Origin of the sequence: Magnetococcus sp. PR-3 (assembly GCF_036689865.1) — a bacterium.
Classification (GTDB): domain Bacteria; phylum Pseudomonadota; class Magnetococcia; order Magnetococcales; family Magnetococcaceae; genus Magnetococcus.
The window spans coordinates 113,607-129,356 of record NZ_JBAHUQ010000014.1 but is presented as its reverse complement, the minus strand read 5'-3'; the positions used below and the strand labels follow the sequence as shown (position 1 = coordinate 129,356).

The following is a 15,750-nucleotide window of genomic DNA, read 5'->3' as shown; positions in this document are numbered from 1 at the left end:
TTACGAATGCGCCAAAAACCTTACATACTTAACTTAACAGTTCAACCCGCAGGTGTCGGCACCAAGGCAAAACGGAGAGCTTGCTCGGTATCCGTTAGGGGGCACGCCTGCATACTGAAATACTTCACCATATCATCGGACAGTCCCACCATCTCACCTTTACGTAAGACATGCCCCGTACGGTAAACATACCGCACCGCCAACATCATAAATGCCGCGACTTGCTGATAGTCCCAATGGGGTACGGTCATCTCCCATTCGTATCCAGTAAACAGTTCTAACCCCTTACTCAGACACCAGCCCCCTTCAGGGCGATCTTCAACATGAAGCCCTATCCACAAGGTATCGGGCAACAGTTTGGCGGCTTCTTCATCGTCTTGCGCCTGTTTTTCCATGGCGGCAAAGGTATCATCCACCTGATCTTGATAGTCTGCCCAACTCACCAGCATTTCACTGGAGTCCCAATAGACCCCCATGGCCTGCACATGGTCTTTTAGCCCCCCTGCGACAAAAGCAGACAGGTGCATTAACTGAACGGCAGCCGTTATAGAGGCACCCAAACTATCATTACTCAGCTCCCCCACTTGCCGCACACCCCAATGGGCTTGGTGCTGTGCGACCAAACTGGAGAGCTCTTTATCTTCTGTAGCATGGGAAAGTGCTTCGGTAAAACGATCCTGCGCCATAGGCTGATCCACAGCGTGGATCTGGTAGCGACGCCCAAAACAGCGTAGTGAGACAGAACCATCCCCTTCCTCCATGATCTGCTCAAAAAGCTGAGGGGGTAATGATTGCTGCAGTGCCTGCGTGATCATGGCTGCCGTTGGCACACAAGGTTGCGCTAGCAGTAGCGTCAACTGAAAGGGCGGCCTTGGTTTTTTGACCACCTCCTCCTCAGGCTCTGGTACTTGAACGTCAGGCACACCGACCAGGGATAATGGTTCATCCTGGGTTGCCGGTGCTCTGGCTGGTAATTTACGGGTGCGTTTTTTCACAATGGTCGCCTTTTAATTCGATAGAAAAACATCTTGCGCACCCCATCACCTAAAAGAGCCAGCTTTAACCACCTAGGCTAGGCGGATTAACGCTTAACCAACGGTCTGCTCTTTGGTTTTTAAGAACCGGACCTCAGGAAAATTCTCTTGAGCGGTATTCAGGTGCCAAGCATTACGTGCCAGGAAAACCGGAGCGCCATCATGATCTTCAGCCATATCTGCCTGCTGGCGATCAACAAACTGCTTGAGCATGCGATGATCATCTGCTTCAACCCAGCGTGCGGTATGAAGCTGGGTCGCCTCATAATGAACGGGAATACTGTATTCTGTTCGAATACGGTCCCCCAACACTTCAAACTGCAACGCCCCCAAGACACCGATAATCCAGTCACCACCAAGGTTGGCCTTAAAGACACGTGCGGCCCCCTCCTCCCCCAGCTGTACCAAGGTTCGACCAAGATGCTTCGCCTTCATAGGATCATCCGGTCGCACCTTACGCAGCATTTCAGGGGCAAAACTTGGAATACCTGTGTACTGAATAAGTTCCCCTTCGGTCAGGGTATCGCCAATACGTAGGTTGCCATGGTTGGGAATGCCCAAGATATCGCCAGCATAAGCTTGCTCTGCCCGTTCGCGGTCTTGAGCCAGGAACAGTACGGGATTATGCAAATTCAGGGTTTTTTGTGAACGTACATGTTTGGCTTTCATGCCCCGCTCAAACTTACCCGAACAGATACGGAAAAATGCAATACGATCCCGATGCTTGGGATCCATGTTTGCCTGAATTTTGAAGACAAAACCACTGAACTTATCTTCCGCAGGCTCTACATCCCGTTCCTGGGCTTTTTGGGTACGGGGAGAAGGAGCGTGTTTACCAATGCCCTCTAAAAGCTCCTGCACACCAAAATTATTGATCGCACTGCCAAAGTAGACCGGTGTCAAAGTGCCCTCTCGGTAAGCTTTAAGATCAAACGGAGGGCATAACGCCCGGGCCATCTCCACATCTTCCCGCAGTTTTTCAGCCAGATCTTCTGAGAGCAACTCATCAATCTTTGGATCATCCAACCCCTGGCACTGTACCGTCTCGGTCACGCGATCACGGCTTTTTTCCATAAACAACAACTGATCGTTGAATAGGTCGTAACACCCTACAAAGTTACGCCCCATACCAATGGGCCAACTGGCCGGGGTAACCTCCAATGCCAAAGCTTGTTCAACCTCATCAAGCAAGGCAAAAGGGTCCTGCCCCTCACGGTCTAGCTTGTTAATAAAGGTCGTAATAGGGATATCTCGTAGACGGCACACTTCAAACAGCTTACGCGTCTGTGTTTCAATACCCTTTGCGGCATCCAACACCATAACGGCTGAGTCAACAGCGGTTAGCGTGCGGTAGGTGTCTTCACTAAAATCCGCGTGTCCGGGTGTATCCAGCAAGTTGAAGGTGTGCTGACCATACTCAAAGGTCATCACCGAAGCTGTCACCGAAATACCCCGCTCTTTTTCCACCTTCATCCAGTCCGAGGTCGCCCGGCGCTGTTCACCACGGGCTTTAACGGCACCCGCCATCTGAATGGCACCACCAAACAACAACAGCTTTTCTGTCAGGGTGGTTTTACCCGCATCCGGGTGGGAAATAATGGCGAAAGTGCGGCGTCTTTCAATAATTTCCGCCAGCTCTCCAGGGGCATGGGACACGATACAGCTCCTTACTCAGTTATTCGATAGCCGCCAAGCATAGTCGTTGTCTTGCTTAAGCACAATCATCCTACCTGCACATAAGAAAAAAGCTTACACCACCCCCCTCAACCCAAACAACGGCCTATTTCTTGCATTATCAACTACTGATATCTTGAAATTTAATGTCCAACCTCACCATATTGTGAGGTTTTAGGGGGAGAAAAACCTTGGAAAATAGACTGTTAAGCTTCAGTGAGTGGCTAACCACACAAAGCCGCCACATGGAAATTGGTATCCGTTTTTTGGCAGAGAAAGTGACACGCCATATTGAATCCGGGCTAAGCTACACCCTGCCCTCGGGCAAGGAGAGCACCAAAGCTTGGTACAATTACGCAGATCCTGAAAATCCAGATCGTGTACGATTTATCGTCGATACAGCCATTACAGAATACCGCAGCTACTGTAAGCAGTGGGCTTCCACCCCCGGTTAAGCCATCAAAGTAGCCGCACAAAAAAAGAGGGAGACATAACCATGCCTCCCTCTTTTTTGTTAAAACACTAACAAAAACTGCTGAATGATCAAGCCTTAATCAGCTCTCTTTTTGTGCGTGATAGTTGTCTAGATCTTCCTGTAGCGACTCACGGCTAAACCACCAATCCTGCCCCACCATATGCTCGATCATCTCCATGACAAACGGGATAAAGTGATCAGGCTGGTCCAACTTATTGTCCGCCACCCAAGCTTTAAAGGCCTCTTCTCCTTCAACACCTGCCCCCTCTTTAGCAGCCAGTTCAAACATCTGTTGAACTTGATTGACCGCAATAGGATGCTCTGGATCTTCTAAACCTTTATTCTGGCAGACTAAGTTAGCCAACGAAGCCAAAGGCCCCGCTAAAATATGCTTTTCGCCCAACATGGTTTGTAAGGCAGAGAGGGAGGTGGTGACATCCAGAATATCGATCTCTGCCTTTAGTGCTACCCAGATACGCTGCCCCATGGCTGCATGCACTTTTGGGTTGCTCTCACGGGTAGAGAGGTAAACCAGGGTGTCAAAGACTCGCTCCCACTGACCAGCCTTAGAGAGCTGAGTCACCGCATTGACGTTAATCGCCCAATCTTCTTCGGGAGAACGCCCACCCTCTTCTGCCTCTTCCGCCAACCCTTTTTCCTGGGCAAACTCCTTGCCACGGGCAACTTGGATGTTAAAGATGCCCCGATTCTCATCACCATTTTGCTCAGTCATCAACCAAATCCTTCATACAGAGCAGCGCCTAAACAGCTACTGCAATCATCATCATAGGCGTTCAATCTTGCATTATCACAAAACTGAACCAGAATTATTTATCGTCACCGCTCCCCCCCAGACCATGGGTATGGTAGGCTGTTTGCAGGAGAATGGCAAAACAGGATCCTAAATAGACGGATAGAGACCTTGAAAGACCTTTTGACCAATATTTTTAAACTACAAGCCAAACGGGCTTTCAAAAACCCGGCGCAAATCCATTTTTCCCTGGTCGGCCCCTTGTTAAAAAGCTTGGGCTGGGCCACGGAAAACCCCATGGAGGTGGAGTGCGTTCATCCTCAGACCGATGGAAGTGGCAACCCGTTCCCAGGTTTTCTTTTAAAATTAGAAAATCAGACCTCATGCACGGTGGAAGTTCACCCGCAGGGCAGTGTGGATAAAAACATTCGCCCGACGCTAGACCCCCAAGCCCCTTTCCATATGCTCACAGATGGTCGTATTTGGCGCTGCTTTTATCGCGCCGAAGGGGCTGCTGAACCCGCACAGTTCAAAGCCTTTGAACTGAAACCGGAGAGCGTTGGCGATGCCATGAACCTTCTGCAGGGGGTTTTTCAGCGCGATGCACAGTCAACAGGAGCCGCCGCACAAAAGCTGAATAAAAACCGTCAGAGCCAGACCAACAAAAAATTGGACGCGCTCCGTGGGCTGATCCCCAAAGCAGAAGCCATTTGCGATAAGCCCCCCCACCCCAAGATGGATCAAGCCATGATTCATCTGATCAAAAAAGCGGGCTGGACCGGCATATCCCGAGCAGAGTTAGATCAGGTTCTACAAGAGTACAGCCCACCCCCACCACCTGAACCAAGCTTTGACGATGACCCCATCTTCGGCATGGGTAGCAGTAAGGCCGAGGGTAATGAAGCTGTCCCCGCTCAAGCTGCTACGCTGGTCCGCCAAGAAAACTGGATTGAACCGGTCACAGGGATGGAGTTTATCTGGGTACCTGGTGGAGAGTTCATCATGGGCAGCCCTGACAGCGAACCTGGCCGCCAAAAAGATGAAGGCCCCACCCACCAAGTTACTCTGGATGGGTTTTGGTTAAGCAAATTCCCCCTCACCTTGCCACAGTGGCAGATGGTGATGGAAGGCGGCCCTCGTATGGCAGGCACCCCGGCCTCCCCTGGTGATAAAGAAAAACCACCACAACTACCGGCTGACACCATTGTTTATGAAGAGCTCCAAACCTTTATGGACAAACTGGTCATGCTGGGTGGCGGTGGTTCACGCCTGCGTATTCCCACAGAAGCGGAGTGGGAGTTTGCCTGCCGAGCGGGTACGCAGTGGCGTTGCTTCTTTGACCCTAAAGATAAAAAACAACGGCTTGAAGATTACACCTGGATGGTTACCAATTCGGGAGGTGAGATCCAACCTGTTGGCACCAAAAAACCCAACCCTTGGGGATTTCATGACATGCTAGGGCTGGTTTGGGAGTGGGTTTCAGATCACTACTCCCTCTACAGCTCAACCGCGGTCACCAACCCTACAGGCCCGGCCAACCCAACCCGCGAGGGTATTCATGTGCGCCGTGGCGGGAGCTTCCGCAGTAACGCCAAAGCCTGCCGTTCGGCCCGCCGAAACCAAGCGAAGGTTGATGCTTTAGAACTGCAAAACAGTGGGGGTGTGGGCATTCGCTTTGCACGCTTTATTCCCAAGGATGAGGAAGATTCTTAATCCTTTTACGGGTGTCTGGCTTGAAGAATGAAGCATAAAAAAGGCCCCCTGATCACGTGTCAGGGGGCCCTTTTTTAAGAGAGCTCACAGCCATAGCATAAAGGTGGTTACAGCGCACCAACACGCTTTAATCGCGCTTCAACCGCAGCCCTCTGCTCAGGCTTGGCATAGAGGTAACCCTGCACCTCAGGACATCCCCACTTCTTAAGTAGCTGGCTCTGTTCAGGCACCTCAACCCCCTCTGCCACGACTTGCTTACCGAGGTTATGACACAGTTGAATAATGGCCTGACACACCGCCGCATGTTCATTCTCGACCGCAACATCATCAATAAAACTCTTATCAATTTTTACTTTATCGATGGGTAGTGCCGTCAGATAAGAGAGCGATGAATACCCCACGCCAAAATCATCCAGTGCAATACTTAACCCCTCAGCCCGTAACGCCAACAATTGGGCTTTGCCCTGTTGCAGGTTCTCTAATAAAGCGGTCTCGGTTATTTCCAACTCGATGAGATCTGCACTCAGTTCATACCGATCCAACAGCTCCTTTAATAGTGGCGTCAACGGCTCCTGTTTTAGCTGAACGGCGGAGATATTAATGGAGACCTGGGGAAGCACAAAACCCGCCTTTTTCCAGAGTTGAAGCTGTTCACAGCACTGTTCAAGCACCCAGCGACCGATGGGGAGAATTAACCCTGTCTGCTCAGCTAAAGGAATGAAGGTTGCTGGTGAGATAAAACCTTTATCCGGGTGATACCAACGGATCAAAGCTTCCAAGCCACTGACCTGACCTGTAAGCAAGGTGAATTTAGGCTGAAAAACCAGGGAGAACTGATGCTGCTCAAGGGCTTGCCGAAGGTCATACTCCAACGCTCTGCGTTGCTGAACTTCATCAGAAATGCTTTGATCAAAATAGCGATACTGACCATCCCTAGCGGCCTTACTACGGTACATGGCCATATCTGCATTTTTTAGGATGATATCTGGGTGATCACCATCCTCAGGAATCATGGCAATTCCTATACTGCACCCAGAATGAATCAACGCCCCATCTTCCCGAAAAGGCTGTGTTAAGGCATGTTGAACCCGTTCGGCCAGATGACCGGCATCTTGTCGAGCCGATAGATTCCGTTGAATAATGGCAAATTCATCGCCCCCAAAGCGGGCCACAAGGTCCCCTTCGCGTAGACAGTCCGAGACACGATGACTAACGGCCTGCAGAAGCTTATCCCCCACATCATGGCCCAGGGTATCATTGACATCTTTAAAGTGGTCCAGATCAAAAAAGAGTAAGGAAGCCCGCTGCTGCTGCTCACGACACTCATTGAGCACCATGATCAATCTTTCATTGAAATAGCTACGGTTAGGCAACCCGGTTAAGGAGTCGTGCGTGGCCATATGGGCCAACCGCTGTTCGGCTTTTTTAATGCCTGTTATATCTTCTTTAATGGCCAGATAGTGGGTAATCTCCCCTTGCTCATTACGCATAGGTGATATGGCCATTAACTGCCATAACTCCCGCCCATCTTTGGTTTTATTTAGCACCTCGCCATGCCAGTTCTGACCTGAAGTAATGGTTTTCCATAGATCTTCATAGAACGCCTCTGACATCTTACCGGAGCGTACCAGGGAGGATTTCATCCCCACAGCCTCTTCCAAGCTATAGCCTGAATGGTGACAAAAGGTGGGGTTGACATAATCGATGATGCCCTCTGTATCGGTAATCACAATCTCTGTCGGGCTCTGCTCTACCGCATAGGAAAGTTTGCGGATTTTTTCTTCCTGCAACCGCTTGCTGGTAATATCCCGCAAGACCAAATTAAAACCACCTTCAGGCATGGGACGTATGGTTAGGGCTAAAATTCGCCCATCCAGCAAGGTCACCTCCCCTTGCCAATGCCCTTGAGCAAACCAACGTTCTGCCTCTTTCCGCCAGGGGTGATCACCTGCTTGTGCCGTTTTCCCCTGCCTTTGCCACAACCAAGCTAGCAACGCATCAAAGGCCACCCCCTTACGGCATAAGGAGGTGGGAAGAGCCAGCAAATCTGTAAAAAGGGTATTCCAAAGCTGTAATTGGCGAGATTTATCAAAAAGAGCAACCCCCTGCCCCAGGTTATCTAGCGCGCCCTGAACCAAGGCTAAGTTCTGCTCTGTATCCCGCTGTCTGCGCAACATCTCCCGACGTTTAACATTACTGATATCACTGGCCAACAGGATCAACCCCTCTTCCTTACCTTGGTCGGAAAACAGTATGGATCCCCGCACCAAAAAAGGTGGGCTTACAGCCGCCTCAACTGAGCGCTGCACAAAACACATCTCCTCCTCAAAATCGGCATGGCGGTAGATCGCCTCATACAGCACAGGGCGCACACTACCCTCAGGTATGGCAAGTTTTTCTTTTAAATCCCTAATCTGTTGCTCCTGACAGAGCTGATCCAGGGTTAACCCCTCCACAGCATCCAAAGTACAGCCCAATATTTTTAAAGCCTGCTGGTTGGCCATACGAATATGCCCACGGGGCCCTGTAACCAAGAGCACATCATTAAGGGCATCATTAATCCGCCCCATCAGATCTTTGAGTTGTCGCAGATCCAAACTCTGCTGTTCAATGCTCTGCTTGCCCCGCTCTACTTCTTGGAGCATGCCATCCATCTGCTCCAAGGTAACATGCATCTTTTTTTGCTGGGCTAAGTTGGCTTGTCGCAGCGCGGACAGTTCCTGTTGTAATTCCTGTAAGGAGGCTTCTTCCAGGCTGGCATCCGTTGGTTCTGGTCGCTGTGACTGTAGATAAAAAGCACCATGTTCCCGTGTCACCGTACGGGCCAACCCACCCTGGCCAAACAGGGGAAAACGTTCACCATGATGCTGACACCGTATATACCCACCCTCATCGACATGAGCATGCAGCAGGCTGTTACCTTGGTGGGGGCACCGTTCTGGTATGGCCAGTAGCTGATCGCCATGCATTAGAATAACAACCGGCTCTGGGCCACCAAGCGGATGAATAGGCACCATGCCACGCCAGCGCAGCTGGTCACCCTCGGTGCAGACTTTCACATCCTCAATCGGTGTCCCATCAACGGTCACATGCACTCTCCAACCATCATCTTTGCAACGTAATGCTGCAGCTGTACAACAGCTTGATCAACCGCCTCTAGCGCCTGCGAAGAGAGGCGATTTTCAAAGACCTGCGGCCCATCCACCCACCCTAAGAGAAGGTCCACCTGTTTAGGTGGTGCACCTTCCAGCGCAAAGGGCAACATACGTAGCAGTTCCACTACCCCAAAATCATGACTGACCAAAGGCAGGTCTGCTGAGGTCTGATCCAGTAGTTGCCCCATACTCAGCCAACTGACCGACCCTGCCTTTTCTGTGCCTCCACGTGCTGAATCAATAAGGACCACATGACTGGCACCCTCCAGCAGCGGCAGGGCATCTAAGCCCATGATCCCCCCTTCTAACAGCCGTACCTGCTCAGGCCAATCCTTCTGTTTCAGCGCATGGATGACCCCATGACCAAAGCCATCATCACCATGGATAGGGTTCCCTAAACCGATCAGGTGGATCATGCGAACCCCGCAGGGGTAAAACGATACTTTTTACCCGTGTTCACACTGTGTACCGTACAGACTAAGCAGGGGTCGTGACTGCGGATGACATGACCCAACATGATGGGATCATCAGCATCCTCCATCGGCAAGCCCAACAGGCTTTCCTCCCAATGGCCCCGACGTCCGATCACATCTCTGGGGGAGGCATTCCAAGCGGTGGGGGTTACGATCTGATAGTGGCTGATTTTTCCCTGCTCAATCTTCACCCAATGCCCCAAGCTTCCACGGGCCGCCTCCAACAAACCATAGCCTTGTCCGTCACCATGGATCTTGCTGGGCTCCATATAAGGTTCATTCAAGTTATCGGGCTGTTGCAACTCATTAAGGGTCTGCCGCATTTTCAATAACGTATCTGCCTGTCGCTGGAAACGACTCAACTGCCTTAGCCAAGCTGAACCTTTATCTGAGCCATGCAGTGCCCGAATAAAAGGATCACCATCCACAAGCAGTTGTGAAAGGGGTCCGGTTTGCATAACACGATCATTATATCGTGGTGCTTTAGACCAGCTATAACGGTCACTCTCAGGAAGATATTTCGGTAGGGTCTCACCCTTCCAGGGATGTTTTGGGGTGGGGTCGGTCTCATGATACCAAGCGTGGGAGAGGTCCTCAGTGATCTCAGACTGGTCAAAAGGTTCAACGACACCAAGGTTGCCATCATATACACCTGACGCCCGCAGTGTCTGTCGCTTGGTATAGGGTGGCGACCAGCTTTGTGGATTGGGAAAGCTGCCATAACTGAGATAATAATGGCTACCCATACCCACCCTGTGTAAGCCAATATGACGGCATGCACGACTGAAAAGGGATAGGGCAGCCTGGGGTTTTTCCTCAAGCCATGTTTCAAACTGTGCGTAGGTCTGTACCTGTTGCCACTGTTCCAGCGACCCACCCAGAATACGGGTTTCAAACCAACGTATATAGTTTTCGAGCAGTGCGCGACTCTCCATCAGACGGCGAGCAGAAAATAGTGATGTCACCCCACCAGGAACCATATAAGAAGAGTGAGGCCATTGCCCACCAAACAGCGCTACAATTTTTATAATGTCCCGACTATTAACCACAGCTTCTTGGAAAATATCCCCTGCAAAGGGCGCAAAAGCCTGTGCCGTATCCTCATAACCTGGTATGGATGCATAGCCCGGCCTTGCCAGATCTGTGCAGAACATTAAAAAGGTTTGCCGGCAGTCCGACTGGACCTCTTCCGCCATCAGGCAGAGATTTCGTATACGGGTCGCATTGGCAGGTACCGGCACCCCAAAAGCCTGCTCCAACGCCATAACCGCACTATAAAGATGTGCGGTCCCACAAATACCACAAATACGCGGCGTAATGGCCAAAGGGTCTTGAGCATCTCGTCCCAATAAAATCTGCTCAAAACCACGGTAGAGGGTACCAATGCAACGGGCATCCACCACCCTGCCTTGATCCACATCTACCTCCAGCTCCAGATCCCCCTCCACCCGGTTCATGTTTAGGCGTACGGTTTCAGCCATGACCAATCCTACCGTTCTGCCCACAACCTGAGCTTAGGGGGGAAACGCACAGCACGTTGATCGGTTTGCTCATGGGTCCATCTCCCGTTTCACCACCCGTTTTGGTGCGGCATCCCTAGCCAACCCCTTGTATGCCATATAATTTGGTCGCTCGACACCCAAGGGTAGAACCGAGGGAACATCCCCAACTTTTTTGGTGCGAAACAGCGCGGTATCTTGTGGAAAATTAGGCATGGTGCAGCCTAAACAGGGGGTGCCTGCGCGGGTTTTACTGTTTACACCATTCCATAACTCGGTGTTACAGGTGGACAATGTGACAGGCCCCTGACAGCCTAAATTAAAAAACAAACACCCTTCATGGCCAAATTCAATCTCCTCAATATCATATTCATGGTACTCGTTCCGGGTACAACCCTGATGCACCATGGTTGAGAAAAACATCTCCGGCATGTGCCACTGATTTAAGGGCATGGGTAGCTCCTGAACCAGCATACTCAAGGCTCCGGTTAAGGTACTGGGGTGTAGTGGGCATCCTGAAAGATTGATCACAGGCAACCCTTTGCGACTACGCCATTCAGGTGTAAGCAACCCTCCAGGCTCTGTCTTGGTAAACTGCAGCCCTAAGCAGTCCGACGGATTAGGGGGCGCTGCATGTATCCCCCCAAAACTGGCACAAGTACCCACGGCAATAAGGTAATCCGCTTTTTCAGCCAGTTGTCGAATAAGATCAATTTTTGCCTTCCCCATGAAGCTGTCGAACATACCACTGCCATGAGGGCCTGTTACCAAGCTACCTTCTATACATAAAAAGGTTAGAGCAAGCTGGTCCTGCAAGATGGCATCAATACGCTTGACAAATGTAGAGACAGGTTCTGGAGATAAAGAGGGGTGCCAAAGAAGATCAATACGATTCTGTTGAAGAAACTCAGGGAAAGAAGGCTTTTCAGCACACAGCATGGATAGGGTATCGCCGCTGCAGGCCCCCGCCTGGATCCACATTAAACTTTGGTTGGCTGACATAACTCCCTCCAACGGTTGGCCCCATCCGATCAAATACGAGATACATTTTGGAGATGTATTCCTTTCAGATAATTCACAAAATATTAGGATATTTTAAGTTATTCTCTGTTTAAGCTAGCGCGACAAAACACCCCTGTCAACACAAACGACAAGCGCATATATTTGTTTTTTAAGATATTTACAATATTTATCATTGTACATTGGCCTGTCATTATTCATCTAACTTTATAGGCTTACTTACTTCCTATTGCGAAACACTTAGCCATTATTCTGGCTTATTAGCCAGACAAGCCCCCATAAATCCCATCCATGCCCGCACACAGGGGTTATGGCGGTTCTCTTTGGCGTAAAGCAGATAGATGCCACTATGGAACGTGGTTGAGGTTACTTCATAGTTAGCCAAGAGCTGCACCAACGTACCGTTTTGCAACGCCTCTTCAATGGCCCACAGCGGTTGAACCATAATACCAACCCCATCCAGGGTAGCCTGGGTTAGAAGGTCTGCATTATTGGAAACCAGTGCACTATCTCGTATAGGGATCCGGTAGGTATGACCATCATGCCGTAACTGCCAGCTGTAGTGTGGGGTGCTGTAGCGAAAAGAGAGCATACGGTGCCCCTCCAAACCCTGATGAGTCACAATAGGGGCCCGATCTTCCAGGTAAGCAGGCGCAGCCACCAACGCGAAGGGCTGTTCATCAATCTTCTTGGCAATGAGGTTGGAATCCTTCATCTGGCTTAACCGAATGGCCACATCAAACCCCTCCTCCACCAGATTCACCATCTCATCACTACAGATCAGCTCAACCTGTATCTCTGGATAAAGCCCCATAAAACGTCCTAAGAGAGGGGCAATACGCAAGCGCCCATAGCGCCATGGGGCACTGATCTTCAGTCGACCAGATGCCACACTACGATCTTGAGTCACACTTTGAGCCAGCACTTCTACTTGGGCCAATAACTGTTTGGCTTGATCATAAAAGACCTCACCAGCCGGTGATAAACGAACATGCCGGGTCGTACGCACCAGCAAAGCCACGCTCAACCGCTCTTCCAGCTGGTGGATATGCCGGGTCACCGATGAGTTGGCCATATTCAAAACTCGCCCTGCCGCAGAAAAGCGTTCCAGCTCAGCGACCGTGACAAAAGTGCGCAGGTTGGGCATAAGATCTAACATTTTATTTCTCCAACAAGGAATGAACTTTTAAGTTTATTCTATCAAACGGAATAGTCTATTCGTATCTCAAAGCTTGGCATCCCATACAAACGGCCTTATCGTAAAGCATGCCTATGACTTATGAGACCGAACAGGGATGCACCCCATGGAGCCAAAATTTCCTCTTTACACCGTTGCTGAGGAGCCAGGATTTGAAGCAGGACTTCTACCAACCTGGACAGACATCGGTGCTGGAACCATACAATTCAATCCGACACCGGAAAAACCTGTCACACGCAGGGAGGTCACACAGGTACCGGGCGCATTTCAGCTGTTGAATCTCCTGAGCACTCAAGAGGTCGATCAGTTTGTTATGCTTGCCGAACAGGCTGGCTTCCATGCCGATGCACCCGTCTCACTCCCCCACACGATACGCCACAACCATAACTTTAATTGGGTTGTAAGTCGCGATATAGACCACACCTTATGGACCCGTTGCCACCCACATATTCCAGAGATCGTGCAGGGACAAAAGGCGTGTGGCATCAATGCCCGTTTCCGTTTTTATCGCTACCAACAAGGGGACTATTTTAGCCCACATATTGATGGCTCTTGGCCAGGTAGCCGGGTGATCAATGGTCATTTAGTGACAGACGCCTACCCAGGTCGCCACAGTCAATACACCTTTTTAATCCAACTCAGTGAGGATTTTGAAGGGGGGCGTACGCAGTTTTATGTCGACCGGGACAACCCCAATCAAGGGTCACGCAGCCAAGCGGACTCGGAGCTGATCAGCGTTAGTACTCCTAAAGGTGCGGTGCTCTGCTTCCCACACGGCATGCACCCTCAACACTGCTTACACGGCAGTGAGACCATACGCAAAGGCACCAAATATATTATCCGAACCGATATTCTTTTTGAACATCAAGAGACACCCCCATCATAGCGAGATAACCCCTTGGTATAATGAGAGCCTAGCGCCCTTATAGATGCCAAGATGTTATATAACCCCCCTTAACATCACGTAGGAAACCTGACCATGCATGTTGTTGAAGCTGTAAAAAACCGTCGTGCCATCCGCCAATTTCAAGAGAAACCCGTTCCCCAAGCGCTGTTAGAAACACTACTTGATACTGCACGGTGGGCACCATCTGGTGTAAACACCCAACCTTGGCAGGTGGCCATGGTTCAAGGGCAGGCTCAACAGGACCTGTTCCAAGCTGTATTAAATGCCGTGGATGAAGAGCAGCCAGCCAAGCCTGATTATCAGTACTATCCCAGCCAGTGGATGGAACCCTATAAAGGTCGCCGCAAAGCATGTGGGTTAGCACTGTACCAAGCGCTGGAGATTGGCCGGGAAGATAAAGATAAGCAACGGGATGCGTGGCGGGCCAACTATCGCTTTTTTGATGCACCGGTCTCAGTCTTTATGTTTATGGATAAAAACATGGGCCAGGGATCCTGGATTGATATGGGCATGTTCTGGCAGAGCTTGATGCTGACCGCCATGGCACATGGGTTGGGTACCTGCCCGATGGCCTCTGTTGCGGATTATCCTGATCTGGTTCGCAGTCAGATTGGTTATGATGAGAACATGATCCTTCTAGGTGGGTTGGCTTTAGGCTACCCCGATGAAGAGGCCGCCGTGAACCAATACCGTACCACGCGTGAGCCCATAAGCCACTTTGCAACGTTTCACAGCTAAGCCATACAGCTGTTCTTGAGGTAAAAAAAGAGAGGCACCGATTGGCGCCTCTCTTTTTTTGATGGGATATTTCATAAAAGGCTAGGCCCGCTTTTGGGATCGTTTGGGCTCATCAGCCCTCTCTTCGTTATGAGGTTGCCCGTAATCCTGTTGACGGTAACGGCTCACCATGACCGGTGAACGCCACCCACCAGCTTCCATCACCTCTTTAACTCGAAATCCCTCTTTCATCATATCCCGTGCGGCACCAACCCGGCAGGATAGACCAGAAATCCCCTCTGGATCCAAACCAGCTTGACGGGCCAACCGCTTAAAAGCCCGGACCAATCCCCGATCACTTAAACGCCCCCCCACCAAGCCAGCCCGATCCATAGAACGAAATATCGCACCTTCGTCTATCATGGAGGCTTGCATCCATTTTTCTACGGCACGGACCGTATCTGGGGCAAGACATCGGGTGGTCGGCAGGGTCTCTTTTTCATCACGACGGTAGGTAATGGTGGCAAAACCATCGCGCCCGAAGTGAAAACCCCTTACATCCAGAGCCACCATCTCTGTTCGGCGAAACAAAGTATCGTAGGCGACCATCAACATGGCGACATCACGTAAATCCCGCAGGGACCCTTGTGTGGAAAAAACCATGCGTTGCACCATATTACGTGTGATCGGCCGGGTACCTTTACCGGGCTGTTCACACTGATCTGCAGCTTTACGCAGACTCTCTTTAACCAGAGGATCTTGAGCTGGGTTAGACACATTTACAACGGTATGCAGGGTCGAAATACTGGAAACATAACGTCGTACGGTGGCCAGCGCTTTATTCTGGATCATCTCTTCAATATAGCCCGAAACCGTTGCCGGCGTTGCCGGAAGCGCCATTTCACCACGTTGATGGCACCACTGGGCAAAACGTTTGGTATCACTCCGACGTGCCTTGTGGGTACGGTTTGTACAGGCTACGGATTCACCCTCCTTACACAGGAACTGATCAATCTTGTTATAATCATTGGCAATCAAACAACGGCCAGTTTGAAACGGGGTCTTCATTGTATGCATCTCTCTATTCCTCACGTCATGCTTAATCGCACTATTCAAGCAAACGTTAGAGATCTG

General features: G+C 50.5%; 13 protein-coding genes. 4 read left to right on the top strand and 9 right to left on the bottom strand.

Annotation, left to right across the window (positions count from 1 at the left end; translation table 11 throughout):
* Positions 1-41: 41 nt before the first annotated feature.
* Positions 42-995, bottom strand: a complete 954-nt coding sequence (locus tag V5T57_RS10045; RefSeq protein WP_332891073.1) for a hypothetical protein — start codon at positions 993-995, stop codon at positions 42-44.
* A gap of 93 nt (positions 996-1,088) precedes the next feature.
* Positions 1,089-2,690 (bottom strand): peptide chain release factor 3, encoded by a 1,602-nt coding sequence (locus tag V5T57_RS10040; RefSeq protein ID WP_332891072.1) that lies wholly within the window; start codon positions 2,688-2,690, stop codon positions 1,089-1,091.
* Between the two features lie 209 nt (positions 2,691-2,899).
* Between V5T57_RS10040 and V5T57_RS10035 the strand changes: the two genes are divergently transcribed.
* Entirely contained in the window at positions 2,900-3,163 is a 264-nt protein-coding gene (locus tag V5T57_RS10035) for a hypothetical protein (RefSeq protein ID WP_332891071.1), read from the top strand.
* Positions 3,164-3,262: 99 nt separating this feature from the next.
* Here V5T57_RS10035 and V5T57_RS10030 read toward each other — a convergent pair whose 3' ends face one another.
* Positions 3,263-3,916 (bottom strand): hypothetical protein, encoded by a 654-nt coding sequence (locus V5T57_RS10030; RefSeq protein WP_332891070.1) that lies wholly within the window; start codon positions 3,914-3,916, stop codon positions 3,263-3,265.
* A gap of 189 nt (positions 3,917-4,105) precedes the next feature.
* Here V5T57_RS10030 and V5T57_RS10025 point away from each other — a divergent pair, with 189 nt between their 5' ends.
* The gene (locus tag V5T57_RS10025) at positions 4,106-5,647 is read left to right on the top strand and encodes an SUMF1/EgtB/PvdO family nonheme iron enzyme (protein ID WP_332891069.1); all 1,542 of its coding nucleotides are present in this window, start codon (positions 4,106-4,108) and stop codon (positions 5,645-5,647) included.
* A 107-nt stretch (positions 5,648-5,754) separates the two neighbouring features.
* Here the strand turns inward: V5T57_RS10025 and V5T57_RS10020 are convergent, their stop codons facing one another.
* The 5 genes from V5T57_RS10020 to V5T57_RS10000 all read right to left on the bottom strand — a co-directional run bounded on the left by V5T57_RS10020 (position 5,755) and on the right by V5T57_RS10000 (position 12,953).
* Positions 5,755-8,736, bottom strand: a complete 2,982-nt coding sequence (locus tag V5T57_RS10020) for an EAL domain-containing protein (protein ID WP_332891068.1) — start codon at positions 8,734-8,736, stop codon at positions 5,755-5,757.
* On the bottom strand, positions 8,733-9,218 hold the full coding sequence (locus V5T57_RS10015) for a hydrogenase maturation protease (protein WP_332891067.1): 486 nt from the start codon (positions 9,216-9,218) through the stop codon (positions 8,733-8,735). The genes V5T57_RS10020 and V5T57_RS10015 overlap by 4 nt, the downstream gene beginning before the upstream one ends.
* Positions 9,215-10,756, bottom strand: a complete 1,542-nt coding sequence (locus V5T57_RS10010) for a nickel-dependent hydrogenase large subunit (RefSeq protein ID WP_332891066.1) — start codon at positions 10,754-10,756, stop codon at positions 9,215-9,217. The genes V5T57_RS10015 and V5T57_RS10010 overlap by 4 nt, the downstream gene beginning before the upstream one ends.
* 69 nt (positions 10,757-10,825) lie before the next feature.
* Entirely contained in the window at positions 10,826-11,776 is a 951-nt protein-coding gene (locus V5T57_RS10005; RefSeq protein WP_332891065.1) for an NADH-quinone oxidoreductase subunit B family protein, read from the bottom strand.
* Between the two features lie 265 nt (positions 11,777-12,041).
* A complete protein-coding gene (locus tag V5T57_RS10000; protein WP_332891064.1) occupies positions 12,042-12,953 on the bottom strand; it encodes a LysR family transcriptional regulator in 912 nt (303 codons plus the stop codon).
* 145 nt (positions 12,954-13,098) lie between these two features.
* On the opposite strand from V5T57_RS10000, the gene V5T57_RS09995 reads away from it, so the two are divergent.
* Together V5T57_RS09995 and V5T57_RS09990 are read left to right on the top strand one after the other, a co-directional pair.
* Positions 13,099-13,878, top strand: coding sequence for a 2OG-Fe(II) oxygenase (locus V5T57_RS09995; protein ID WP_332891063.1), 780 nt, complete (start codon positions 13,099-13,101; stop codon positions 13,876-13,878).
* A gap of 93 nt (positions 13,879-13,971) precedes the next feature.
* On the top strand, positions 13,972-14,637 hold the full coding sequence (locus tag V5T57_RS09990) for a nitroreductase (RefSeq protein ID WP_332891062.1): 666 nt from the start codon (positions 13,972-13,974) through the stop codon (positions 14,635-14,637).
* Positions 14,638-14,718: 81 nt separating this feature from the next.
* On the opposite strand, the gene V5T57_RS09985 is transcribed toward V5T57_RS09990, so the two are convergent.
* Positions 14,719-15,693: a tyrosine-type recombinase/integrase gene (locus V5T57_RS09985; protein WP_332891061.1), complete on the bottom strand. Its 975-nt coding sequence runs from the start codon at positions 15,691-15,693 to the stop codon at positions 14,719-14,721.
* Positions 15,694-15,750: the final 57 nt, after the last annotated feature.